The 26,508-nt window shown below is 64.8% G+C and carries 14 protein-coding genes; 9 read left to right on the top strand and 5 right to left on the bottom strand.

Going from position 1 to position 26,508, the window contains the following annotated elements:
• The first annotated feature begins 48 nt into the window (after nt 1-48).
• The 3 genes from pks13 to FGL95_RS26675 all read left to right on the top strand — a co-directional run bounded on the left by pks13 (nt 49) and on the right by FGL95_RS26675 (nt 8,756).
• Complete coding sequence (pks13, locus tag FGL95_RS26685; RefSeq protein ID WP_169593166.1) at nt 49-4,917, top strand: polyketide synthase Pks13; 4,869 nt, start codon at nt 49-51, stop codon at nt 4,915-4,917.
• The gene (locus FGL95_RS26680; RefSeq protein ID WP_169593084.1) at nt 4,914-6,458 is read left to right on the top strand and encodes an acyl-CoA carboxylase subunit beta; all 1,545 of its coding nucleotides are present in this window, start codon (nt 4,914-4,916) and stop codon (nt 6,456-6,458) included. Before pks13 ends, FGL95_RS26680 begins: the two co-directional genes overlap by 4 nt.
• A gap of 111 nt (nt 6,459-6,569) precedes the next feature.
• Nucleotides 6,570-8,756: an outer membrane protein assembly factor BamB family protein gene (locus tag FGL95_RS26675; protein WP_338080041.1), complete on the top strand. Its 2,187-nt coding sequence runs from the start codon at nt 6,570-6,572 to the stop codon at nt 8,754-8,756.
• Here FGL95_RS26675 and FGL95_RS26670 read toward each other — a convergent pair.
• The 3 genes from FGL95_RS26670 to FGL95_RS26660 form a co-directional block, all read right to left on the bottom strand.
• On the bottom strand, nt 8,753-9,919 hold the full coding sequence (locus tag FGL95_RS26670) for a sugar ABC transporter substrate-binding protein (protein ID WP_169593081.1): 1,167 nt from the start codon (nt 9,917-9,919) through the stop codon (nt 8,753-8,755). The two genes, FGL95_RS26675 and FGL95_RS26670, sit on opposite strands and share 4 nt — an antisense overlap.
• A gap of 81 nt (nt 9,920-10,000) precedes the next feature.
• Entirely contained in the window at nt 10,001-13,318 is a 3,318-nt protein-coding gene (locus FGL95_RS26665) for an arabinosyltransferase domain-containing protein (protein WP_420838091.1), read from the bottom strand.
• 39 nt (nt 13,319-13,357) lie between these two features.
• Complete coding sequence (locus FGL95_RS26660; RefSeq protein ID WP_338080036.1) at nt 13,358-16,558, bottom strand: arabinosyltransferase domain-containing protein; 3,201 nt, start codon at nt 16,556-16,558, stop codon at nt 13,358-13,360.
• A gap of 186 nt (nt 16,559-16,744) precedes the next feature.
• Between FGL95_RS26660 and FGL95_RS26655 the strand changes: the two genes are divergently transcribed.
• The 3 genes from FGL95_RS26655 to FGL95_RS26645 all read left to right on the top strand — a co-directional run bounded on the left by FGL95_RS26655 (nt 16,745) and on the right by FGL95_RS26645 (nt 21,980).
• Complete coding sequence (locus FGL95_RS26655) at nt 16,745-18,508, top strand: sensor histidine kinase (RefSeq protein ID WP_338080035.1); 1,764 nt, start codon at nt 16,745-16,747, stop codon at nt 18,506-18,508.
• Between the two features lie 126 nt (nt 18,509-18,634).
• A complete protein-coding gene (locus FGL95_RS26650; protein ID WP_338080034.1) occupies nt 18,635-20,371 on the top strand; it encodes a sensor histidine kinase in 1,737 nt (578 codons plus the stop codon).
• Between the two features lie 46 nt (nt 20,372-20,417).
• Nucleotides 20,418-21,980, top strand: a complete 1,563-nt coding sequence (locus FGL95_RS26645; protein WP_169593079.1) for a protein kinase domain-containing protein — start codon at nt 20,418-20,420, stop codon at nt 21,978-21,980.
• A gap of 50 nt (nt 21,981-22,030) precedes the next feature.
• On the opposite strand, the gene FGL95_RS26640 is transcribed toward FGL95_RS26645, so the two are convergent.
• Entirely contained in the window at nt 22,031-22,336 is a 306-nt protein-coding gene (locus tag FGL95_RS26640) for a DUF4242 domain-containing protein (RefSeq protein WP_338080033.1), read from the bottom strand.
• Nucleotides 22,337-22,409: 73 nt separating this feature from the next.
• Nucleotides 22,410-24,065: a LuxR C-terminal-related transcriptional regulator gene (locus FGL95_RS26635; protein ID WP_169593078.1), complete on the bottom strand. Its 1,656-nt coding sequence runs from the start codon at nt 24,063-24,065 to the stop codon at nt 22,410-22,412.
• A gap of 105 nt (nt 24,066-24,170) precedes the next feature.
• On the opposite strand from FGL95_RS26635, the gene FGL95_RS26630 reads away from it, so the two are divergent.
• The 3 genes from FGL95_RS26630 to FGL95_RS26620 all read left to right on the top strand — a co-directional run bounded on the left by FGL95_RS26630 (nt 24,171) and on the right by FGL95_RS26620 (nt 26,470).
• Complete coding sequence (locus FGL95_RS26630; protein ID WP_169593076.1) at nt 24,171-24,719, top strand: HNH endonuclease; 549 nt, start codon at nt 24,171-24,173, stop codon at nt 24,717-24,719.
• Nucleotides 24,720-24,771: 52 nt separating this feature from the next.
• Nucleotides 24,772-25,014 carry a WhiB family transcriptional regulator gene (locus FGL95_RS26625; protein WP_169593074.1) on the top strand — a complete coding sequence of 81 codons (243 nt, stop codon included), beginning with the start codon at nt 24,772-24,774 and terminating at the stop codon, nt 25,012-25,014.
• Nucleotides 25,015-25,165: 151 nt separating this feature from the next.
• On the top strand, nt 25,166-26,470 hold the full coding sequence (locus tag FGL95_RS26620; RefSeq protein ID WP_169593073.1) for a cytochrome P450: 1,305 nt from the start codon (nt 25,166-25,168) through the stop codon (nt 26,468-26,470).
• Nucleotides 26,471-26,508: the final 38 nt, after the last annotated feature.

Raw genomic sequence — 26,508 nt, 5'->3', positions numbered from 1 at the left:
GTGGCTGACAACGATGCAGATACTTCCGGGGGCGCTACAACTACCGAGCTGACTGTCGCAGAGCTGCGTGATTGGCTGCGGAACTGGGTCGCCGAGGCGACTGGCCAGCCGAAAGAGAACATCACCGAAGACCGGCCGATGGAAGAATTCGGCCTGAGTTCGCGCGATGCGATCGCGCTCGGCGGCGACCTCGAGGACCTGACGGGCGTTGTGCTGACCGCAACGGTCGTGTTCCAGCACCCGACGATCGCGATGTTGGCGAGCCGGATCATCGATGGCGAGCCCGAGGCTCCCGAAGAATCGGCGGACGACGAGTACTACACGAATGTCGCCGCAGCGGGCGAAAGCCACGACATTGCCATCGTCGGTCTGTCGACTCGGTTCCCGAAGGCTGGGGAGACGCCGGAATCGACGTGGGATTTCCTGATCTCCGGCGGCGACGGCATCACCGAGCTGCCAGAGGGTCGCTGGGAGGAATTCCTTTCCGATCCCGAAATCGCCGCGGCGGTTGCAGCGGCGAACACCCGCGGTGGCTACCTCGACGACGTGAAGAGTTTCGACGCGGAGTTCTTCGCGATGTCGCCCACCGAGGTCGAGCGCGTCGATCCGCAGCAGCGGCTCGCCCTCGAATTGACCTGGGAAGCGTTGGAGCACGCCAGGATTCCGGCGAGTTCGCTCAAAGGCACGCATGTCGGCGTTTTCGTCGGCACGTCGTCGCACGACTTCTCGTTCCTATCCGCGTTGGATCCGCAAAAGGCGGAAACGCCCTATGCACTGACCGGAGCGGCAACCTCGATCGTTGCGAACCGAGTGTCGTACTTCTACGACTTCCGCGGTCCGTCGGTGGCTATCGACACCGCGTGCTCCTCGGCACTGGTCGCGGTCCATCAGGGTGTGCGTGCGCTGCGCGGTCGTGAAGCCGATGTGGTTCTCGCCGGTGGCGTGAACACCCTGCTTGCGCCTGCCGTGACCCTCGGCTTCGACGGGGTAGGTGCGGTCGCGAAAGACGGCCACATCAAGGCGTTCTCGTCCGACGCGGACGGCATGGTGCGGTCCGAGGGCGGCGGCCTGGTCGTGCTCAAGCGACTAGAGGATGCCGAACGCGACGGCGACAACATTCTCGCCGTGATCGCAGGCAGCGCTGTGAACTCCGACGGCCGGTCCAATGGCATCTTCGCGCCCAACCCGGACGCGCAGGCCGACGTGCTTCGCATGGCCTACCGCGATGCCGGCATCGCACCGTCGAGCGTCGACTACATCGAGGCCCACGGCACCGGAACGATTCTCGGTGACCCGATCGAGGCAGATGCGCTGTCGCGCGTCGTCGGTCGTGGTCGTGCGGCCGACAAGCCCGCACTGCTCGGTTCGGCCAAGACGAACTTCGGCCACCTCGAATCGGCCGCTGGCGCGGCCAGCCTCGCCAAGGTCATTCTGGCGATGCAGGAGAACAAGATCCCGGCATCGAAGAACTTCGCCGGACCCAACCCGTACATCGACTTCGAGCGCTCGCATCTGCAGGTCATCCCCGAGAACTCCGACTGGCCGCGTTACTCGGGCGCCGCAGTTGCCGGTATTTCTGGCTTCGGTTTCGGTGGGACGAACGCGCACGTCGTCGTCAAGGAATACACGCCCCCCGTGCGCGAGTCTGAGCCGCAGGAGGGTGAAAATCGCGCACAGTTGCCGGTAGTCCTCGCGGTCTCGGCGTACATGCCGTCCCGACGTCGTCGTGCCGCTGCGGACCTCGCGGACTGGCTCGAAGGCGAAGGTGCCAGCGCGTCGCTCGAAGACGTCGGGCGTTCGTTGGCGAAGCGCAACCACGGTCGCTCGCGTGCGATCGTCCTGGCCAGCACGCACGAAGAGGCCATCAAGGGTCTGCGTGCGGTCGCGGCGGGCAAGCTCGCACAAGGCGTGCTCAGTGCGGATTCACCCGCATCGCAAGGTCCGGTGTGGGTGTTGTCGGGATTCGGTGCCCAGCATCGCAAGATGGCGAAGCAGCTGTACCAATCCAATCCGGTGTTCGCGAAGGCGATCGACGAGGTCGACGAGCTGATCCTCGACGAGGCCGGTTACTCGGTCAAAGAGATGATTCTCGACGACGCGCAGGATTACGACGTCGGGACGTCGCAGGTCGGGATCTTCGCGATCCAGGTCGGACTCGCCGCCTTGCTGCGGCATCACGGTGCTGAGCCCGCGGCTGTCGTCGGGCACTCGCTCGGTGAGGTCGCAGGCGCGTACATCTCGGGTGGGCTCAACCTCGAAGATTCAGTTCGCGTGATCTGCGCGCGGTCGCGACTCATGGGTGAGGGCGAATCAATGCTCTCGGGCGAGGCGATCCGCCGGATGGCGTTGGTCGAGTACAGCGCCGAGGAGATCGTCGGCGTACTGACCGAGTTCCCGAACCTCGAGGTCGCGGTCTACGCAGCGCCGACCCACACGGTCATCGGCGGGCCCGAGCCCGAGGTCGAGGCCATCATGGCGCGCGCCGAGGCCGACGGAAAGCTGAACCGGCTGCTGCAGACGAAGGGCGCGGGCCACACGTCGCAGATGGACCCGCTGCTCGGCGAGCTTGCTGCCGAGTTGGCAGGCATCGAGCCGACGAAGTTGAAGGCCGGCGTCTTCTCGACTGTCGACAAGGAAGCGTTCTACCGCGCAGGTCATGAGCCGATCCATGGCGTCGACTACTGGGTCAAGAACATGCGCCACAGCGTGTGGTTCACCAATGCGGTCAAACTCGCGGTCGAGTCCGGCCACACCACGTTCATCGAGCTTTCCCCGCATCCGGTCGCGTTGATGCAGGTTGCCGCGACCACATTCGCTGCCGGACTGCGCGACGCTCAGTTGATTCAGACCTTGAAGCGCAAGGAAGACGAGGAACTCGGCGTTCTCACTGCCGTGGCGAATCTCTACGTGCACGGCCATAAGGTCGACCTCACGACTCTGTTCGGACCCGGCGAGTACGTCGACCTGCCCCGGACCGCGTTCATCAAGCGGCCGCTCTGGATTCAGGGTGCACGGATCAGTGTCGGTGGCGGTGGCAAAGCGCCTGGTTCGCATGTCGCGCTGCCTGACGGTCGGCATGCCTGGGAGGTCTCGGCCGACCTGGTCACCGACCTCGCTGCACTGGTGAACGCTGCTGCGTCGCAGGTGCTGTCCAACGTCACGGCTGGGGCATCGATCGCACACGCTGCGATCCCGGCCGGCGGAACGCTGACCACAACGCTCAATCCGCATCCGGGTGGCGCGTCGATTCAGGTCCATGCCAAGGAAGGCGCGACGTTCCGTTTGCTCTTCGACGCGGTCGTGACCTCCGGTGAAGCGTTACCGGCACCTGCGGCCGTAGTGGCTCCCGAGCCGGTGGTCGAGGAAAGTTCGGTCCCCGGATTGCCGCCCATCGAAGAGTCTTTCGGCGAGAAGTGGGACCCGAACGGCTCGCAGACGCTGGAGGAGCGCCTGGCGTTCATCGTGGCGGAGTCGATGGGCTATGCGCCCGAAGACCTTCCACTGGAAATTCCGCTGATCGAGCTGGGCCTCGACTCCTTGATGGGCATGCGTATCAAGAACCGCGTGGAGTACGAGTTCGACATCCCCGAGGTGCAGTTGCAGGCCGTGCGGGACGCGAACTTGCACGACGTCGCGAAGTTCTTGCGGTACGCCGTCGAGCACCGTGACGAGGTCGCGGCATTGGCGGAGCAGCAGAAAGCGGAGAAGGCTGCGGCGGCCGAGTCGACCGAGCCGGCCACCGAAACAACCGAGTCCGTTCTCGCCGTCGAAGACACCACGGTCATTGCTGAGGCCGAGGCGATCATCGAAGCCGCGGCGCCGGCCGAAGAAGAGCCCATCAGCGCAGGCGGTTCCGACGACGACGTACCGCCGCGCGACAACGCGGAACGCCTGACTTATGCGGCGTGGGCCGTCGTGACCGGCAAGTCGCCGGGTGGCATCTTCAACACCCTTCCCGTCCTCGACGAGGATCGGGCGGAGCAGTTGGCGGCTCGTTTGTCGGACCGCGCCAAGGCCGAGATCACCGTCGACGACGTGCTCGACGCGGAGACCATCGAAGAGCTCGCCGACGTCGTCCGAAAGCACATCGAGGGCGGCATCGACGGATTCGTCCGGACGCTGCGTGGCCGTGTCGAAGGATCCACCGCGACGCCGGTGTTCGTCTTCCACCCCTCGGGCGGATCGACGATGGCGTACGAGCCGTTGCTCAAGCGGCTCCCGGCGGACACGCCGATGTTCGGTTTCGAGCGGGTCGAGGGTGAGATCGAAGAGCGTGCGCGCCAATATCTTCCGGAGCTGCGCAAGATCCAGGGCGACGGACCGTACGTCTTGTACGGCTGGTCGTTGGGTGCGGTGCTGGCCTTCGCAGTCGGCAAGCTGCTGGCCGCCGAGGGCGCCGACGTCCGCTGGGTGGGCATGATCGACCTGGCGCTGCCGGTCGAGGCGCCGTCGGATTCGCCGGAGGAAGCCCGCGCACGGATCGAGCGCTACGCGGCCTTCGCCAAGAAGACCTACGGCGTCGATGCACCGCTGCCGGTGGACGAATTGGCCGCCGCGAAGTCGGAAGACGAGCGAATCAAGATCATCATGGACCTCGTGAAGTTCAGCGGCGCCAAGATTCCTGGTGGTGTCATCGAGCATCAGCGGACGTCCTGGATCGACAGTCGCGCGCTTGCGAATGCGCAGGCATCGCATTACGACGGCGATGTCGTCCTGTACCTCGCCGACCGCTACCACGACGGCATGATCGAACTCGAGCCCGCGTACGCGCACCGAGCACCCAATGGTGGCTGGAGCGACTTCGTGCCGAAGCTCGAGGTCATACATGTGGGCGGTGACCATATCCAGATCATCGACGAGCCTTACATCGCGAAGATCGGTGCCGACTTGACGAAGAAGCTGGAAAAGATCCAATGAGCACAACGGCCGAGAAGCTCGAAGACCTGCGCAGGCGGATGGCGCTGTCGCAGGAACCAGCAGGCGAGAAGGGCATAGCCAAGCGCGCGAAGAAGGGCATCCCCAGTGCCCGCGAGCGCATCAACATGCTGTTCGATCCGGGGACGTTCATCGAAATCGGCGCGCTGGTGAAGCAACCCGGCGACCCCGATGCGCTCTACAGCGACGGTGTCGTCACCGGGCACGGACTGGTCGATGGGCGTCCGGTCGCGGTCTTCTCCCACGACCAGACCGTCTTCGCAGGCACCGTCGGCGAGATGTTCGGTCGTAAGGTCGCCGCGATCCTCGACTTCGCGTCGAAGGTCGGGATACCGCTGGTCGGAATCAACGACTCGGGCGGCGCGCGAATCCAGGACGCTGTGACGTCGTTGGCCTGGTACGCCGAGATGAGCCGACGCCACGAGCCGCTGCTCGGTGTGGTTCCGCAGGTCTCGATGATCCTCGGGAAATGCGCGGGTGGCGCGGTCTACGCGCCGGTGTCCGGCACCGAAACGATTGTCGCAACAAAAGATTCGTACATGTTCGTTACGGGTCCGCAGGTAATCCAGGACGTCATGGGCGAGGACGTCACCATGGAGGAGCTCGGCAGCGCCACGAACCAGGAGCAATACGGCACCATCCAGCACGTCGCCGAGGACGAGAAGGCGGCGTTCGAATGGGTGCGCCATCACTTGAGCTTCCTGCCGTCGAGTTGGCAGGAAGAAGCGCCCATTGTGAATCCCGGGCTCGAACCTGAACTGACCGACAGTGATCGATCGCTCGACGCTTTCATCCCGGACGCCGACAATGCCGGCTACGACATGAAGGACTTGCTGCTGTACCTCTTCGACGACGGTGACTTTCACGAGATCGCGGAGAAATACGCGCCCAACATCATCACCGGCTTCGCGCGCATCGACGGTCGCACCGTCGGGGTCGTAGCGAACCAGCCGCTCGTGCTGAGTGGTTCCATCGATGCTCGCTGCTCCGACAAGGCGTCGCGTTTCATCCGGATCTGCAACGCCTTCGACATTCCGCTCGTGTTCGTGGTCGACACGCCAGGCGTGCTGCCTGGCGTCGAGGAAGAAAAGATCGGCGTCATCCGACGCGGCGGTCGCTTCTTCTACGCCGTCGTCGAAGCGTCGGTTCCCGTGGTCACGTTGATCGTCCGTAAGGCATACGGCGGCGCGTTCGCGGTCATGGGCTGCAAGCAACTCGGTGCGGATATCAACTTGGCGTGGCCGACCGCGCGCATCGCTGTCATGGGTGCCGAGAGCGCGGTGAGCATCTTGTTCCGCAAGCAGGTCGAAGATGCGGGCGAGAACGGTCCGGCGGTGCGCAAGCAATTGATCGACTTCTACAACGCAACGGTCCCATCGCCGTGGGTGGCCGCCGAGCGTGGCTACATCGACGCGGTGATCGAGCCGTCGTCGACGCGGTTGGAGCTGCGGAAGGCAATGCGACTGCTCCGTGACAAGCAGGTGCTTCGGGTGCCTCGCAAGCATCACCTGATGCCGATCTAACTGAACCTGATTGGACGTCCGACCAGGTAAAATACATCCTTTTCGTCGCCGAAGGTTGACCTCGTTGTCGGGTTACGCGGGGTGCGCGCTCTCTAGAATCAGACTGGAGTTCTGCTTCTAGACCCGGAAAGGCGTCGTGGCGCGCTGAGCACACCCCGTGTTCTTGCAGGGCGATACCAGCTTCATGAGGTGCTGGGTGTCGGCGGAATGGGGCGTGTCCACAGGGCCTGGGACCTGACGTTGAGCCGTCCCGTGGCGGTCAAGGTGCTACGGACCGAGCTACTCGACACCGATACCTCCGGCAACAGCATCGAGCGGTTCCGGAGGGAAGCCCGGATCGTGGCGGGGTTCGACCACCCTGGGATCGTGCACGTTTACGACATGGGCCAGGTCGAGCTCGACGAGCAGACGACCCACTTCCTCGTCATGCAGCTGGTGAACGGGCGAACGTTGCTGAAATCGCACCGCCATACGGCGTTGCCGCCCGACCGGCTGATCGAAGTCATCGGCGACGTACTTGCCGCCTTGCACCACGCGCACGAACGCGGCGTCGTGCACCGCGACGTCAAGCCGTCGAACGTCATGCTCACCGACTCGGGCGCGGTGAAGGTGATGGATTTCGGAATCGCGCACTTGAAAGGCGCCGAGCACACCCTCTCGTTGACAGGGACGGGAAATATCGTCGGCACCGTCGCGTACTTGGCGCCGGAGCAGGCCCAGGACAGCCGCAAGGTCGACGCGCGGAGTGACGTCTACTCGGTCGGGTGCATGCTCTACCACCTCCTGACCGACCAACTGCCGTTTCCTGGCAGCACGCCGTGGGAGATTCTGGCAGGCCACATCGAGCATCGCCTCCAGCCACCGTCGGCGGTGGCGCCATGGCTGGGTCCGCACTTCGATGCGGTGCTGGAGCGTGCGCTTGCGGTCGACCCTGTGGAGCGCTACCCGAGCGCTGCTGCCATGCGTGACGACCTCTTCGACCTACGTTTGCAGCTGCCCGATATCGATGCGCTACACCCGCCCGAACCGGACGAGGACTCGACAGAGCCGGATATCGCCGGCACCAGCGACGCGCCCGCGTCCGCAGGGACGAGCACCCGTCAGATTCCGCCGCCCACTCCGCTGGCAGCGCCCGTCGAGCCGGTGGCCCCTGTCGAGGAGGCGGCACCTGCCGAGGAGTCCGAGGCACCGCCGCAACCGCCTCGCAGACCGAGCAGGCGAGCTGTCCTCGCTGGCTTGGGCGGGGCTGCCGTGCTTGTCGCGGGTGGGTCGGCTGCGTTCGTCATGGCGTCGTCGGACCCCGCAGATGTCGTTAAGCCGCACGGCAATCCCGGTGCCGTGTGGTGGAAGAGCCATGCCGGATCGATGATCATCCTGTCGACGCCGACAGTAGCGGACGGGCGGGTTTACATCGCCGGCTACGACACCAATGTGTATGCGCTCGACGCTCGCACCGGCGTGACGCGCTGGAAGGCACCGACCGGCGATCGAGTCAGGCCCTCGCCGGCGGTCATCGACGGACTGGTGGCCGTCGCGGGCTGGGACGGGTCGGTCTATGCGTTCGACAGCAAGACCGGCTCGCAACGGTGGAAGACCCCCACGGGCGATCAAGGTGCCTCATTTCCCGTGTCGCCCGCGGTAGCAGACGGAGCTGTCTACGTGAGCACCACCGATTGGTATGTCTTGGCGCTCGACGGTGCATCCGGCGCTTTGCGGTGGCGAACCCAGACTCGTGGCGCGGCCAACTCTGCGGCGGCGGTAGCAGGCGGTGTGGTCTACCTCGGAACCGACGGGTACGTCTACGCGCTGGACGCGGCGACCGGGACCGTTCGGTGGAAGACCGCCGGGGGCGGTCCGGTATGGTCGTCGCCCGCGGTGTCGAACGGCGTGGTCTACCTCGGCAACGAAGATTTCTCGGTGTATGCGCTGGCAGCGGATACCGGCGAGATCAGGTGGAAGACCGCAACGGCGGACCGCGTCTACTCCTCGCCCGTCGTCGTCGACGGACTTGTCGTCGTCGGCAGCTACGACAAGAACGTCTATGGACTCGACGCTGCGTCGGGCGAAGTCCGCTGGAAGACGCCGACCGGTGATCGGGTCTACTCGTCGCCGACCGCCGCCGACAACGCGGTCTACGTAGGCAGCTGGGACGGCTTTCTCTATGCGATCGAAGCGCAGACGGGGAAGCTTCGCTGGAAAACCCCTCTGGGTGGGCCGGTGTGGTCGTCGCCGACGGTAGCCGACAAGGTCGTCTACGTCGGGAGCGCCGACGGCATGATTTACGCGGTCGACGCTTAGTTGGGGATGTATTCGTCGCGCCAGATCGTCTCGCGGGTTCGATAGCTGACATTGCCGAGCAGCGGGAGATACCGCTCGTAGCGTTGCCGAACTGCGAAAACGGCGCCAGGGTTTGCGTTGTCGGCGAGGTAGGCGTCGACGCCTTCGGGCGAGTCGACCACGATCGGTGCCGCGACGACGACCCGCGGAATGTCCTTGCCGTCGATCCAATCGGCGGCGAAGCGACCGAGCCCGTAACCCATCAACTGCCACGCGAACGCGATGCTGGCACGGTACGGTCCGCGTGCCTTCACCAGGGTCAATGCCTCACGATCGCCGTCGACGCCGGAAAAGTACATGTCTTCGGTCAACTTGCCCGAACGGTCCAGCTCGCGATACGCACCGACGGCCGCCGCGTCCCCGCCTAAAATGACCTTGATGTCGGGATACTCTGCGATCACCTCGCGCATGATCTCGCCGCCTTCGTCGTAGTCGACGAGGCCAGCGACGTCGCTGACGACACGTATTCCGGCACCACCGGTGCGCAGGCCGTCGAGGACACCGGTATGACGGAGCTTGAGCTGCGGCGAGACCGAATCGCCGTTGAAGTAGTGCACGGCGGCCTTCGATTGCAGGCGCTGCACGATGTAGTCGGCCGCGGCCTTGCCCTGGGTGAAGCCGATGTTGTACTGGCTTGCGGCTATCTGCAGGGTGCTCGTCGGCGAGATCAGGCCTTGCACGCAGATGCCTTGTCGCAGTGCTGCTTCGAGCACAGGGCGTTGGATCTGCTGGTCGAGCGGCTGAAAGGCGAGCGCTCCTATGCCGCGAGCAACGAAGGATTCGAGCTGGCGCAGATTAGCCGCAGGATCGTCGCCCGACACCGCGGTCAAGTACTGCAGACCACGTTCTTTCGACGCCGCTTCCATCCCTGCGCTGAGCGCCAAGAAGAATTGCACCGACGCGGTATTCGCCCATGCAGCACGGCGGGGGAGGCCCGTCGCAGGACCAGCGGGTCGAGTCGAGTCGAAGGGTTCCAGCGCGGCTGGTGGCTCCGGCAATGCCGAGGCAGGTGAGTCGCCGGCGCCGTTGTTGCGGTCCGAGCCGCAGGCGGATAGGACGGCGGCCGCCGCGATACCCGATGTGCCGATCGCACCGTGTTGGAGAAGCTGCCTGCGGCTCCACATAACGCGAGCCTAATCCCAAACCGTCTCACCGCTGTGAGTCTTTTCGGAGTCCAGAGACTCCGAAAAGACTCACGAGGGGAGCTACCAGACGCGCAACCTGCCGGGCGTCCACAGCCCGGACCGTACCTTCTCGCCGGTCTTGATTTCGGCGGGCACGGCCTTCGGGTAGTAGGGGTCGTAGCGTTCGAGCGAGCCCCAGTCACGGCCCCAGTCGTCGCGCAGGTAGGTCGGGATCGTGACCGAACCGGCGAGCATGTCCGAGAAGCCGAGCGGTCCGCCGTTTTCCTCCGATTGCCATGTGTCGGTGGAGCTTACGGCCAACGGACGGTCCGGGAGGATGCGGTATTCGGGCACCTCCGCAACGCCGTAGCGGTGCGCGAACGGACGCTGGCAGGGGAACTGCAGCCCGACCGCCCAGTCGAGCAGGATCGGACGCTCACTGCCGATCAGAGAGTTGAGCGACTGCAGCTTCGGGACCCGCGGCGGAGTGAAGGCAAGCCACTGGTCGCCGATCAGGATCGGGTCGTTTGCTACGATCCGGACCACGTCTGCGTCGGCGGGCAAGTCCGCCAACGGCACCCGCAAGTTTCGCCACGAGGGCGCAGGACCGATGTCCTTCGGCAGGTACTGACCCAGCGTGGTGACCGAGCCGTCGGCTTCCCGGTGCCCGTACTGAACCTCGAGCGACTGCCCGTACGTGACCGCACCGGTGGAGTCCACGGACCAGATACGCCCTGCAGCGGAGATGACGATCAGCGGCGCATCCTCGGACCGTGCCGGGAGTTGGTACCAACTCGACGTCAACGAGGCAGGCTCCTGCACACCTGGCTGGTAGCTGCCGAGCACGGGGGTCGTCTTGGGATCGAGGCCGTACGGCAGTTTCGCCGTGCTGCCGTTGATGCCACGTTCGCCCTTACCGCCTGCGGTGCCTGCGTTTTCGCCGGTCTCGGCGACCGGACCCACGCTCTGCGCATCGGTGTTGCCGGTTCCCGGCTTCACCTCGACGGAGTCAGCGGAAATGTCGTCGGGAACTCCGTTCGGGTCGAAGCCGACCGGCGATCCACCTGCGAGCGGATCGTTGGGGTCCTTCGGCGGATGCGCCGGGTCGATGATCGGCTCGAGCTTGCCGGAGTTCACGTCCGATTCGACGAGAACGTCGTTGGCGAGACCACACGAATTACCACGAATGGCGTCGTAGTTGGACCGTCCGATGGAGTACGCCGGATACTGCGCGACCGCTCCCTTGGCCAACGACAGCACCTCGAACAGCACCATCATTCCTGCGACGAGAGTCAGCGGAGCCGCGGCGAACCGCCGGATCCGGCGTCCCCGTGCCGAATTGGCCTTGGCCTGGGGTTTCGCATAGCCCTCGCGCAGATAGTGCCAACCGACCAGCGCCAGTGCAAGACCGAACAGTGCAAGGAAGATCGTGTTCGATTCCTCGCCCGCAAGCTGGACGCGCTTGTCGAACCACGGCACCCCGTAGCTCGAGACGTACCAGTACGCGTTCCAGCCGGAGAACGAGAGGGCGAGCACGAACAGCAGACCCGCCGCGAACATCGTGCGGTTTCGGCGCGAGCGCAAAGCTGTGGCCGACACCGCCACTGCCGTCAGAGCGGCAAGCGAACCCGCGATACCGGCGTAGGCACCGAAGTGGTGGGTCCACTTGGTCGGGTTGAACATCATGAAGAAGATCGTTCCGAAGACGACGCCCATCAATCGCCATGCCGGACCGGTCGCCACGCCTGGAATTCGCTTGCGTCGCAACAGAATGAACAGTGTGGTGAACAGGCAGAGCAGCATCACGAGGAACGCGAAGCGACGCGCCAGCGAGCCGTCGGCAGTTTCGACGAAAAGGTAGTAGTAGCGCAGGAAATCCTTGTACCACTCGAGGTTCGGTCCGATGACCTGGCGAACTCGGTTGGCCTCCTGGATTCCGGCGAACGTCTGGTCGTTGTAGACGACGGTGAGCACCAGCACGCCGGCAGCGGCTATGGGGGCCAGCAATGGCAGCGTCCCGACCTCGCGGTGCCTGCGAACGACGATCCGCGTGATCGGTCGGACACCGGCGAGCAGCGCGGCAACACACATGAGGCCCGTCGGCGCTGCGGCGAGGGTGAAGGCGCCGATCAACGCAGCCATGGCGGCGGGAAGCAATCGCCCGGTCGCGATGGACCGTTCCACCGAGCACCAGGTGAGCAGCGCACCGAGCGCAACGATCGGCTCGGAGCGCAGGCCGTTGTCGTAGGGCAGCCAGAACGCGAGGAAAACGAAACCGCCGGTCCACAGCGCGATCTGATTGGTACGGACCGAGCGGCCCAGGCGCGGTGCGACCTCGCGACTGATGACGAACCAGCACAAGACCGCGCAGATCAGCGCAGGAAGTCGCATCCAGGGACTTGCGGTGGAGACTTTCGCAAACGCTTCGAGCACGTCGTAGTACCAGCCGAACGGCGCTTCGGGGACGCCGAACCAGCGGAAGTAGTTCGCCATGTAGCCGGCATGTTCGGCAACGCGTGCCATGTTCAGCAGGTAGCCGTCGTCGGAGGTGTTGGCGCCGATGAAGTGCCACACAACGAGGATGCCGACGATGACAGTGTCAACCGGCGTCGGTCGCAGCCAGTGCGATGGGAAGAAGCGGCGATGACCACGGCCGTCGGTGCCGTCGAGCTTGGCGAGCGCGCCGAGCGCAATCAGTGTGCAGAGCAGCGCGGCGATCATCGCGACGATCTTCACGATCGTCGGCGTGGACGAGTACCGGGAGTCGACGTCGATGGAGAAGAAAAGTCCTTGCGGGACGGCGCCTTCCAGGTCACTGAACACGCCGACGACCTGGGGACGAAGGTCGCCGCCCAGGGTGCCGCCGACGGTTTCGCCCTTGTCGTTCGTCAGCCCGACGAACTCGGCGTGCGTGGAATTGATGTCCGACGAGATCGTGATCTCCGAGCATCTGGTCATGTCCGCACGCGGCGCCGACGCAACGACGGCATTGCGGTCCAGCACGTCGACCGTTGTCTCGGAGACACGGACGAACATGGCATTCAGTGCCGCGCTCGCACCTTGCGGCGGCGCGGTCGACAGCAGGATGCCACCTCGTTCCGGCAACTGCGCGACCGCTGAACACGGAATCGTGCCGTGCACCTCGATCGGCGCCTGCGCCATCAGCGGCGCATCGATGCCCTGGAGGCTGCCGTTCTGGGGCCACTCGATCGTCGCAGTGGTCTGAACAACCGGCAGGAACGGCGTCGCAAGAGCGAACAGCGTGCCGAGTAATCCGGCGACGATCGCAATCAGTCGTGCGTTGCGATACTGCGCGCGGAGATCTTCACCGATCCGCCGGTGCGGTACCACTGGCGACGCCGGCGGATCGGCTTGTGGGGCTTCAACAAGGTCGGGCACGGTTCACGATCGTATAGGGCGCACCTTCGAACGAGCGCGTTACCGCACCGGTATCGGCGCTGGGCTCCATGTTCCCGACCGATCGACAGTCGTGATGTCCAGCTTCGCCGGTACTGCCGATGGGACATACGGTGTCAATCGCTCCAACGAACCCCAATCCCTGCCCCAGTCTCGGTAAAGGTACGTCGGCATCGTGTCGGCCTTCAGCAGGAGCTCGATCCAGCCGAGCGGTCCGCCGCCGATGTGGTCCTGCCAGTGGTTCGTGGCGTCGGACCCGCCTCGGTCGGGCAAGATGCGGTACTTCGGCACCTCCGCCACCCCGTCGCGGTGATTGAACGGCCGCTGGCACGGGAACGCCAACCCCACCGACCAGTCGAGCAAGACAGGATCGGTCGTACCGACGACATCGCTCAACGTCTGCAGATGCGGCACCCGCGGTGGGGTGACAGCGAGCCACTGGCCCTGGGTGATGTCGTTGTCGTTGGCAACGATGCGGACCACGTCGGCGTCACGCGGAATGTCGTCGAGCTTGACACGCAGATTGCGCCACGACGGCGCTGGACCGATATCGATCGGGGTGACGGATCCCTTCACCGCGACTTCGTCACCTGGGCCCCGCGTCCCGTACTCGATGCGCAGGTCCTGGCCGTAGGTCGGAATACCGTCGGCATCGAGCGACCAGATCTTGCCTGCAGCACTGACGACGAGAATGTCGTCGTACTTGTTGTCGGGGCGGTCCAGGCCGTACCACTGCGACTTCAGGTTCGCTTTTTTCTGATCGTCGGTCTGGTAGCTGCCGAGCACGGGCACACGGGCAGGATCGAGCCCGAACGGCAAGGCGACAGTCGAGCCGTTGATGCCGGCCTTCTCGTCGGTGCCGCCGCCTGTGCCCGAGCTCGTCGTCGATGTCGTCTTGTTGTTGGTCGTGCCGACGGAGTTGGCCGAACCGATCGTCCTGAACTCTTGCTCTGCCGTCAGATCCGCGGCTACGCCGTCCGGGGTGAATCCCTCGCCTTCGGCCAGGAGTCCATCCTTCACGTCGCCGGTGATCGGCTTCAGCATCGACGAATTGGGATCGGCTTCGACAAGGACCTGATCGGCCAGGGCGCATGGGTGACCGCGCAGTGATTCGAGATTCGACAACGCGATCGAGTACGCCGGGTATTGCGCGACAGCGCCTTTCACGAACGACAGCACTTCGAAGATCACGACGAAACCGGCCGCGATGGTCAGTGGCGCAGGCGCGAAACGCCTAGCTTTCGGTCGGTCAATAACGTAGGGGTCCCGGAAGTGATGCCATATCGCTACCGCGAGCAACACGACTGTGAGGCCGAGCATGATCGTCGCGAAGCCCTTGCCCGCGATCGATGGTGGCTTGTCCCACCAGGGAATGCCGTAACTCGAGACGTACCACCAGCCGTTCGAGCTGGTGAAGGCCAGTGCAAGCAGGAACATCACCGCAGCGGCGAACAGGGTCCGGTTGCGTTTGGACCTGATACTCGCCGAACTGACCGCCATCGCAGCAAGCGCGGCAAGTGAGCCTGCCAGTCCGGCGTACACGCCGAAGTGGTGTGTCCACTTGGTCGGTGTGAACATCATCAGCAGCAGTGCGCCGAAGATGATGCCGAGTACCCGAGTCGAGGGTCCCTTGGTGGTCCCGGGGATCCGGCCACCCTTGCGCAACGCCTGCATCACGCACACGACCAGGCACAACAGCATGATGAAGACACCGAATCGGCGGGCAAGCGAACCATCGGGGGAGATGGTCATCAGCGCGTCCCAGCGGAAATGCTCTTCGAACCACTTGGTGTCCGGTCCGGGAATCATCCGGACTCGCGTCGACTCCTGGACGGACGCAAGCGTTTGGTCGGCAAACGTCGCGACGAGGACCAAGGTGCCTGCGGCAATTCCTGGCGCGAGCAGCGCCGCATAGTCGAAGACCGAGCGACCCCGTTTGACGATGATCTGCAACACCGGTCGAGCGCCTGCGATCAGCGCGGCAATACAGATCAGCCCGGACGGACCGGCCGCCAGCGAGAACGCGGCGATCAGGACGGCGATGGCTGCCGGTAGCAAGCGTCCAGTTGCGACCGCGCGCTCGATCGAGCACCAGGTCAGCAGGGCACCGAGGGCAATGATCGGTTCCGGCCGCAGACCGTTGTCGTAGGGCAGCCAGAAGGCGAGGAAGACCAAGCCTGCGGTCCACACCGCAACCTGGTTGCGTCGGACGGCCGCACCCAGCCGCGGTAGCACTTCGCGGCTGATGACCATCCAGCACAAGATGCCCGCGATCAGCGTTGGCAGCCGCATCCAGGGACTCGCGGTCGAGACCTTCGCGAAGGTCGCGAGCACTTCGTAATACCAGCCGAACGGGGCTTCTGGCACCCCGAACCAGCGGAAATAGTTAGCCATGTAACCCGCGTGGTCGGAGACTCGCGCCATGTTGAGCAGGTAGCCGTCGTCGGAAGTATTGGCGCCGATCAGATGCCAGACGCCGAGCGTGCCGATGATCACGACGTCCGCGATGCTGATCTTCCACCAGGACGAAGGTAGGAAACGACGCGGTCTGCGGCCGTCGGTGCCGTCGAGAATGTGCAGCGCGACCAGCGAAGCGAGCGTCGCCAGCACTGCGACGACCATGGCCAGCCGTTTGAGGATGGTGGGGCTCGACGAGAAGCGCGAATCGACGTCGACGTGGGCTTTCAGGTCCGGGGGGAGTGCGGTGAGGTCGGTGAAGATGCCGACGACCTGTGGCCTGATGTCGCGGGTGATGTCGGCCTTGGCGGCTGGGTCGGTGTTGGTGAATGTCGCTGTGGTGTGCTTGTCGTCGGAATCGATCTGCAGCACCGAATCTGGGCTCAATTTGTTCAACGGGAGCGAGATCACCGGGTTGTCGAGCACGATGACGTCGACACTCGCGTCGGCACCCTTACCCACCTTGACGATCAGGCCCTCGCTAGCCGCTTTGCCGGATTTATCCGGGATCGTCGACAGCGCGACCCCGCCTTCGGGGCCCACCGAGGTGATCGCGGCTGCGGGGACGGTCGCGTCGAAGCGCACCGGCGTATACGAAACAAGAGGCGCCTCAACACTTTCGGCGCTCGCCTGCGGCCAATCGATGCTGACGACGTCCTGCTGAACCGGCAGCAGGGGAGTCAGGATGGCGGCGAGAAAGCCGAGCAACCCCGTCACGATGGCGAAAAGACGGACTCGTCTGAGCTTGACTGCTTCGGCTGGCACGCAGCCGATGGTATCGGCGGCTGGGACCGCGCACCCGTGCAGACACTCTCTTGCCGCTACGTGCCAGCACGGTGGTGGGTGGCGCTACGTGCCAACACGGGCGGCGTGAGTCAGTGCCAGCACTGTAGTGAGCAGCGCATTTCTCCAGCATCCTGATCTCAACAGGAGAAATGTGGAGGTTGGGCGGTGAAACGAAGCGGCGTGCTGGCGGTTGCGTCGGTGACGGGCGCGCTGACTGCTGCAATTCTGCTGCTCGTCGATTACCGGTCGTTCGTATCGGTGAACAGCCCTGGTGTCCTCGTCACCTTCATTGCCGTCGGTTGGGCGTTCGTCGCTGCCGGCGTGGCGGCGTGGCGCACTCGTCCGCACGACCACACCGGTCGGCTCACGGTGATCGCAGGATTGCTGTGGTTGGTCTGGGCCTTCAACTTCTCCAGCAATTCGATCGCGTTCACGGTCGGCGGAGTTCTCGTAGTGACCTACTCGGTGGCGATCATCCAAGTGCTGCTGGGCTATCCGCTCGGACGCTTGCGGACCCGCTGGGAGCGGTGGTTCGTCGCAGGTTGCTACGTCTATTCGATCGGCTCCGCGATGACCGAGTTGGCGTTCGGTGACCCGGGTCCGGTGGGATTCGAGCACGAGCACCCGGTCAACTTGCTGCTGATTCGTGACGACCCGGGCTTGCTGAAGTCGCTGCAGATGGTCTTCGCCCCGATCGACCTGGCCATCGCCTTCGTTGTGCTCGCCGTGCTCATCACGCGGTGGCGCAACGGAACCCCGGCCTATCGCGCCGCATTCGCGCCGCTGTGGCTCGCGACGTTGGTCGGCACCGCTATGTCGGCGACAGTGTTCCTCGTCAAGCAGCGCTCGCAGGACTCGACGATGGAGTGGGTCACCAGCGTGAACTTCGCGGCCATCGCGCTGGTTCCGCTCGCCATCGTCGTCGGCTTGTGGCGTTATCGCGGGGCTCGCGCCGCCAGCCAGGTGATGGTCGAGGTCGGGGCCGCACCGTTGGGTGAGGGATTCACGACCGCATTGCGGCGTGCACTGCGGGATCCGAGCTTGGTGTTGTGGTCGTGGTCTCCGGAGCTCGCAGAGTTCGTCGATGCCGACGGGGTCGTGCACGAGCTGCCCGGTGACGGCGAGGACCGCGCGGCGACCGTGTTGGAGAACGACTCCGAGCCGGTCGGCGCATTGGTCTACGACCAGTCGCTGCGCGATCAACCACAGCTGATCGCTGCGGTCCGCAGCGCGACAGTGGTCACGCTCGACAACCAGCGCCTGCAGACCGAGCTCGAAGCCCAGCTCGAGGAGGTCCGGCGCTCTCGGGGCCGGATCGTCTCGTCGGGCGACGAGCAACGACGCAGGCTGGAGCGGGACCTGCACGACGGCGCCCAACAGCGCCTCGTTGCCGCGGCAATTCTGCTGCGACGTGCGCAGCGCAGCATGAACGAGCAGCAATTGCGTGACCTGCTCAGCCAGGGCGCGGCCGAACTGGATCTAGCGGTGACCGAACTGCGCGAGCTGGCCCGCGGCGTCTACCCGCCGGTGCTGAAGGAGCGCGGTCTCGGCGCGGCGTTGGATTCGCTCGCCGAGCGCACGCCGCTGCCGTTGGAAATTCGAGACGAACTGACCGTCAGGCCAGGAGAAGCGGTGGAGTTGGCGGCCTATTACATCGCCGCCGAGGCTGTTGCGAATGCCACCAAGCATTCGTCGGCGTCCTTGGTCGAGATTTCGTTGCGAATGGTCGACGGTGCCTTGCGGGTTACCGTGTCCGACGACGGTTGTGGCGGAGCGGGATTCACCCCTGGTGGTGGGCTGAGCGGTCTGCAGGATCGCGCCGCGGCTCTCGCCGGCACGCTCACGCTCGACAGTCCTGTTGCGGGCGGCACCGTGCTGACCGTCGACCTGCCGACCGTCGATCTGCCCACCGTTGGTATTCACGCGTAGGTGCCAGCACGTAGTGCGATCAGCGCTACGTGCCTGCACGGTAATGGCGACTCAGTGCCTGCACTATGGCGCTTTCCGGCCAAGTTCGGAGATGCTGAACCCACTACCGACACAGGAGGTCCGGCCGTGAGCCGTCGCGATGTGGTCACCGCTGTGGCGCTGATCGCTGCGCTGAGCGCCGGTGTCGCTGCACTCGTCGACTGGCCAGCATTTCGGGTCGAGCATTATTCGAGCGAGCTGGTCGTCTTCCTCCTGGTCGGCGTCGCTTACGTCGCCGCAGGCACCATCGCATGGCACACGCGCCCGTACGACAACACCGGGCGGTTGCTTGTCCTCGCGGGATTGCTGTGGCAAGCCCGTGGATTCGGCTTCTCCTCGAACCCGTTCGCGTTCACGATCGGCTCGGTACTGACGGTCACCGTCTTCGCGGCTTTGATTCAGGTGTCGCTCGGATTTCCGCTCGGCCGCTTGCGGCAACCGTGGGAGCGGCGCTTCGTCGGGGGTATCTGGGCGTACTACCTGGTGTCCGCCGCTCTCGAGTTGACGGTGGGCGATACCGGACCGATTGCGAGTCAGCACCCCGAGCCGATCAACATCCTCTTCATTCGCGACAGCGAGACGACTCAACAGGTCATGCAGGCCATCTTCGGCGTGTGTGACATCAGCATCGGGTTGATCGTCGCGGCAGTTCTCATCAGACGGTGGCGGAAAGGCACGTCCGCGTATCGGGCGGCTTTCGCACCCGTCTGGATCGCGACGATGCTCGGAACCGTCGTCGCTGTCGCCGTATACGTCGGCAACGCGAGTACGGACACGAAGGCGAACGAATGGGCGCCGAACGTCGCCTATACGGCGCTTACCTTTCTACCGATCGCGGTCGTGGTCGGGCTGTGGCGCTATCGAGGTGCCCGCGCTGTCAGCGAAGTGATGGTCGAGGTCGGGGCTGCGCCGTTGGGCGAGGGTTTCACCAGCGCGCTTCGTCGGGCGCTGCGGGATCCGAGTTTGGTGCTGTGGTCGTGGTCGCCGGAACGCAAGCAGTTCGTCGACGCGGACGGGGTCCCGCAAGCGCTGCCGAGCGAGGGCGCCGACCGTGCCGTGACCGTGCTGGAGCGCGACGGCGCGCCGGTGGGTGCGCTGGTCTACGACAAATCGCTGCGGGACCAGCCGCAGCTGATCGCCGCGGTCCGCAGCGCGACCGTCGTGACCTTGGACAACCGGCGGTTGCAGACCGAGTTGGAAGCGCAGCTCGAGGAGGTCCGGCGGTCGCGCGGCCGGATCGTCGCCGCTGGTGACGAGCAACGCCGCAGGCTGGAGCGCAACCTGCACGACGGTGCCCAGCAACGGCTGGTGGCAGCCGCAATCCTGCTTCGCCGCGCGCAGCGCAGCAAAAACGAGGAGCAGCTTCGGGAACTGCTCGCGCAGGGCGCGGTCGAATTGGACATCGCGTTGGTGGAACTTCGCGAATTGGCGCGCGGCGTGTACCCGCCGGTGTTGCAGGAACGCGGTCTCGGCGCGGCGCTGGATTCGCTCGCCGAACGGGCGCCGCTGCCGCTGGAGATCCGGGACGGCTTGACGACACGTCCGCCCGCCGCGGTCGAGTTGGCGGCCTACTACATCGCCGCTGAAGCGGTCGCGAATGCCAGCAAGCACTCGTCCGCCTCGTTGATCGAGATCTCGCTACAGGTGGTCAACGGCGAACTGCGCGTCGAGGTCTCCGACGACGGTGTCGGCGGCGCCAGTTTCGAACCTGGTGGCGGTTTGACCGGCCTGCTGGACCGTGCCGCGGCACTCGGTGGCCGACTCCTCCTGAAAAGTCCGGTCGGACGAGGGACCACGTTGACGGTCACTCTTCCGATTAAGTAGGCATCACTTGCGCACGTAATAAGGCCTTTGGGGTTCAATTGATTACATGAGTGGCTACGACCTGGAGGCTGGTGCGGTTTTCGCTGGCTACACGGTCGAGGGCGGAATCGGCACAGGCGGCATGGGGTCGGTCTACGTTGCGCGGCATCCCAATCTGCCACGCAAAGTCGCATTGAAATTGCTGCATCGGAATCTGACGTCCGACGACTACGTCCGCTCTCGCTTCGAATTCGAAGCCGACCATGCCGCCCGCCTCGAACATCCCAACATCGTCGCCGTGTACGACCGTGGTCGCGACGAGGATCAACTGTGGATTGCGATGCAATTCATCCTGGGCACCGACGCCGCGCAGTTGGTGAAAGACGGTCCGCTGGTGCCCGACCGCGCGGTCCGCATTGCGAGCGAAGTGGCCAAGGGCCTCGACTATGCGCACCGCGCCGGCGTGTTCCACCGCGACGTGAAGCCGGCGAACATCCTGCTCGCCAAGCCGTCTTATGCCGGTGAACCCGAGCGAGTACTGCTCACCGATTTCGGTATCGCGAAGGCACTCGACGACACAGTGCATCTGACCCAGACCGGAATGATGGTCGCGACGCTGCGCTACGCGGCGCCCGAGCAGATCGACGGCGGCGAGGTCGATGGTCGGGCGGATCAGTATTCCCTGGCCTGCACGCTGTTTCACCTGTTGACCGGCGCGCCGCCCTATCCCGGGCCGAACCCGTCGGCCATCATGAACGGTCATTTTCTGGGCAAGATTCCGAAGGCGAGCGCGGCGCGGCCAGAGCTGCCGGTCGCGATCGACGCGGTGTTCACCCGTGCACTTGCGAAGAATCGCGAAGAGCGCTTCGGCTCATGTGAGGAGTTGGCGGCTGCGGCGCGTGCGGCGCTGACGTCGGATGTTCGCGACGAACTGGACGTGACATTGCCGTCAGGTCGGACGCCGCAGGCGATGGGTCTGCGAGTGGTCCTGACCGACGATTCGGTGTTGCTGCGCGAAGGTATCGCGAGACTCCTGCAGGACGAAGGTATCGACGTCGTCGGGCAGGCGGGCGATGCCGAAGGGCTGCTGAAGCTCGTCGCCGAGCAACATCCCGATGTCGCCGTGGTGGATATTCGGATGCCGCCGACCCATACGGTCGAGGGCATCGATGCCGCGGTCGCGATCAGGCGGGATTTCCCGGACACAGCGGTCCTGCTGCTGTCGCAATATGTCGAGACCGAGAATGTGATGAATCTGCTGGGCGGGGGAGCGGCGAGCCTCGGCTACCTGCTCAAGGACCGCGTCACCGACATCGACGAGTTCGTCGACGCGCTCAATCGCGTGGCGTCGGGTGGTTCGGCGATCGACCCGGACGTGGTCGGGCGGCTGGTTTCTCGACCGCATCGAGGGCACCGCCCGCTCGACGAGCTGTCCGCTCGGGAGCGGGAGGTGTTGCACCTCATGGCTGAAGGACGTTCCAACAAGGCGATCAGCGCGTCGCTGTTTCTCGGTGAGCGCACGGTCGAAGCACATGTGCGGAGCATTTTCGTCAAGCTCGGGTTGGCGCCCGAGCCGGAAGATCATCGCCGCGTCCTTGCAGTTCTCACGCACCTGCGCGCCAAAAACTAACTGCTGTGAGTCTTTTCGGAGTCCCTGGACTCCGAAAAGACTCACGAGGGTTAGGCGTCGGCGGAGGTCGGGTCGAGGATCGTCACGACCCGGCTGATCTTGTTCGCGGGGAATCCGGACAGCTCTGCATGCTCGCGCACACCGTCCTCGTCCTCGGCGATGTAGACGCAGTAGAGCTTGTCGCCGGTGACGTAGCTGTGCTGCCACTGCACGGTAGGGAGCTTGTCCAGGACGGCGTTGCTCTGCGCCGCTGCGCCGACGAACTCGGGCTGGGTGAGCTGTCCGACGCTGGGCATTTCGCGCTCGATAACGAACTTCGGCATGGTGACCTCCGGGGGAGTTGGGATGTTCACCACTGAAATTACGTTCGGCATCACGTCGGCTCATCGGTATGAGCTGCCTATTACTGACTGGCCGGAATGGGCATAACTACCCAGCGGAGGGTTGAACCTCGACGAGGCCGTGTGCGTATGCGAACGCTGTGACCGCCGACCGCGACGACACCCCGAGCTTGGCGAAGATGTTGGACACGTGGCGATGCACGGTCCGCTCGCTGAGGAACAACTTGGTGGCGATCTGCCGATTGCTCTGGCCGACGGCGATCAGTTGCACCACTTCGGTTTCCCGTTTGCTGAGGCCGTTCGACGCTGTGTGTGCACCGGTGCGATCGGCGACGGCCTGGGCGTCGGGGCGCGCGCCGAGACGTTCGAAAACCGATGCAGCAGCTTCGAGTTCGAGTGCTACTGCGTCCACGTCGCCGAGAGCTGCGTAAACGTCGGCGAGGAGCACCCGGGTCAGTGCTGCGTCGTAGGGCGCGTCGAGCTCGAGCCATCGTCGGCATGCCGACCACAGCACACGCAGCGCGCCGGCGGCGTCGCCCTCGGCAAGCAGCACCGCACCGCGTGCCCGCTGCGCCGCGGCGGCAAGTCCGGAACTCGCTTGGAAGTCGGCGGCAGCTTCGAGTTCGGCAGTGGCGGCGCGGGCGGTGTCGAGGTCGTCGTCGGCGAGCGCGATCTCCACCTGTGCAACGTTCAGTCGGGCGCGAGCGAGCCGGTCGACCTGCTCGCCCGCCAACGCGGCGCGGATCGACGCCGCAGCGAGGTCGACGCGGCCTTGGGCGAGGCGCAGCAGGGCAAGTCCTGGCTGAACGTCGCCGCCCATCTCGTGCGCGCGCTTCAGTGATTCCTCGGCTCCGGTGAAATCGCCTCGCAGCCTGCGGATTTCGGCAATCTGATAGTTCGCCTCAGCTGCGGTCACCAGATGCAGCTGCTCGGTGTCCGCACACGCCTTGACCGCCAAATCTTCGGCCTGATCCCAACTGCCACGCAATTGCAGTACCTGCGCGCGATGGACCCGACAAATTCCGGGGTACAGGTTCGCGTCGGGCAGCGGTCGGCACCATTGTTCCGCGGAGCGAGTGAATTCGGTCGCGCGTCGTAGGTCGAGCAGTTCGTGGCACACGCTCATCAGGTGGCAATAGATCGCTCCGGCCCAGAACGGATTGATCTCGCCCGACGACGCCGCAAGCATCGCGTCGTCCAACAGGAGTAGTCCTTCGTCGATCTTGCCCTGTTTGATGAGCGTGCGGCCCTCGCCCAAGGTGCCGACTGCCACGAGACTGGGGTCGTTCCAGCGCCGCCCGAGCGTCTTCATCTCGAGTGCGTGATTCATTGCTGCGTCGTAGTCGCCTGCGCCCATCGATTGATAGGTCGCCCAGTAACGGGGGTAGCCGTGGGCATTGCATTCGGGTTCTTCGGCGAGCAGCTGATCGCAGCGTCGCAGCCAGGCATTTCCGTTCGCGGTGTCGCCGCGAAGGGACGTGTGCAAACCCCTGTAGAACGCCGCCAACGCTGCATCGGTGCCGCGACCTTCGGCGAGATAACGCCGGTTCGCCTGTGCGTATGCATCGAGGCTTTCGTTGATTCTGCCCAGCCACCATGCCGAGTCGGCGAACGCTCTGAAGTCGTCGCCGGTGAACGCGTCGGTCGGACCCGCGGCGACGAAGCCGTCGAACGCGGCCTGCCACTCACCCCGCAAATGGGCGCGGCGCGCGTCGCTGGTCGGGCCCTCTACAACGTCGTCCACCGCACCATTTTAAGTCCGTCGGTCGTCTGGAAAACCTGATGCGCCCCAGGTCGCGACTGTGCCACCATGGTCCGTCGACTCGCACAACGAAAGTAGGTGATTACCATGCGTTTTCGCATACAGCACCAACCCGCGGCCCTGACCGCGCACAACTGGATGAACGCAGGCGTCTTGGTTCTCAACGTCACCTACGAGGCGCTGACCGAGATTCCGGCCGAGCGTGCCGTCGTGCTGCTCAGCATGGGCGTCGCGGAGACCGTTGCCGATCGTGAGCCGCCGTTTCCGGTCCGGAGCCAGCGGGTAGCGATCGCACTGCCGCAAACGATCCGGCTGCTGCGGTATGTCTACGTGCCGCATCAGGTGATCGTCGACGACGGCAGTCGGGCGACGTTCGCAGGAGTGCTCCGCCGCGACAACTACCGCTGTGGATACTGCGATGCGCATTTCGCTGGCACCGTCGACCACGTATTGCCGCGAAGTCGTGGTGGTCCGAACAGTTGGGCCAACCTGGTCGCCTGCTGCGCTCCGTGCAATTCGTTCAAGAGCGACCGCACGCCGGAAGAGGCCGGCATGCGGCTGCTCTGGGAGCCGAAGGCGCCGCGTCACGCCGAAAAGGCGCAGCGCCGCATTTGGAAGGAACTCGCAACGGTGTAGCCGGTCCCGACTTCGGGACCGGTTTCACCGGTCTCCGGAGAGGGGGACACCGATGACCGATCTGCTTTTCACCCTGGCCGACCTGCTGCCGTTCTCGCTAGCACCCGATTGGCAGCTCGCGGCGTGCCGCGACGACCCCAACCCTGAGGCGTGGTTCCCGTTCCCGTCGCAGGACTTAGCCCATGCGCGCGCGGTCTGCGGGACCTGTCCGATTCGCAAGCGCTGCGGCGAATTCGCCCGCGCGACCGGGCAGTCCGGCGTGTGGGGTGGCGAGAACCTCGACCGCGGCCGATGAACTGTGCGCGCATTTCACCCCTGGAGGGGTGAAACGCGCGCACGGTGATCCTCCGCCCGTGGTAGGAGATGGCGCTGGTACTCGGGTCCGATGTGCTGCCGGTCACAAGGGGTTAGCGTCGATGCGGACTACACCGGCGAGGGGAGACGGGATGAGTTTACGAATCTGGGCACGATGGGCGGCACTGCATGCGGGCCCGCGTACGTTCATGAAGGTCGCGGCGCTGCGGGGTGCGCCGTTCCCTCGAATCATGAACGGTGATGCGGACAGAAACGCGCTGGTCGAGCAGGTCCGTGCGCAAGGCCGGTTGATTCACACTCCTTTCGTCGGTGTCACCGCAGATCACGAATTGACTCGAACAATATTGCGGGACAATAGGTTCGGCGTAGTTTCGCCGGCGGCGATGGACCTGCCGAAAGCGATGAAGTGGGTGATCGCGAAGACCGAACTGGATGTGGTCAGCCCAGTCGAGCCGCCGTCCATGCTGATGACGAATCAGCCGGATCACACGCGCTATCGCAAAGCTGTAGCCCGCACGTTCACCCCACGGGCGGTCGCGAAACTCGAAGACACCATTGCGCACACGACAGAAGCGCTGCTCGACACCTTGGCGAACACGCGCAACGTCGAACTGATCGCTGACTTCGCGGCCCGCCTCCCCGTCGCCGTGATTGCCGAGATGCTCGGCGTGCCCGAAGAGATGCGTCCGAATCTCCTCGGTTGGGGCAACGCGGGAGCCCCCCTGCTCGATGTCGGCCTGCCGTGGCACGTGTATCGGGATGCAATCGAGACGATGCGTGAGGTCAACGAATCGATCGACGAGCGAGTCGTGGGAGGAGCTGACGACGGGGACGACACCATTCTCGCCGACCTGACACTCAACAGTGGCTTCGATCGACGCGAACTTATTGCCAACGCGGGCATCCTGGTCGGTGCCGGTTTCGAGACGACAGTAAATCTGATCGGCAACGGTGCGGTGTTGCTGAGAAACCATCCAAACCAGCTGCAGTTGCTCCGCGAACGTCCCGAGTTGTGGCCCAACGCGATCGAGGAGATTCTCCGTTACGACAGTCCGGTGTCGATGACTGCGCGCGTAGCGTTGGAAGACGTCGAGGTATGCGGGCAGAGGTTCCCGAAGGGAGCCAACACGGTGCTGCTGCTCAGCGGCGCGAACCGGGACCCAGCGGTGTTCGCCGATCCTGCGAGGTTCGACGTCACGCGGTCCAACGCCAAGGAGCATTTGTCGTTCAGCACAGGCATTCACGCGTGCCTGGGCGCGCACCTGGCCCGCACCGAGGGCATCGTCGGCCTGCGGTCTCTGTTCGACCGGTTCCCGGATCTGCAGATCGAGGGAACACCGCATCGGCGTGAGCTCACCGTGCTGCAGGGCTTCGAAAGCCTTCCCACCTCGCTCGGCCGAGCCCGCGACCGTGCCACCGAACGGGAAAGTGCCTGACCGGTTGTGAGTCTTTTTGGAGTCCATAGACTCCAAAA

The sequence above is a fragment of the Antrihabitans stalactiti genome, assembly GCF_012932915.1.
Classification (GTDB): Bacteria; Actinomycetota; Actinomycetes; order Mycobacteriales; family Mycobacteriaceae; genus Antrihabitans; species Antrihabitans stalactiti.
The sequence above is the reverse complement of the archived record's forward strand: the minus strand, read 5'-3'. Positions and strand labels throughout refer to the sequence as shown.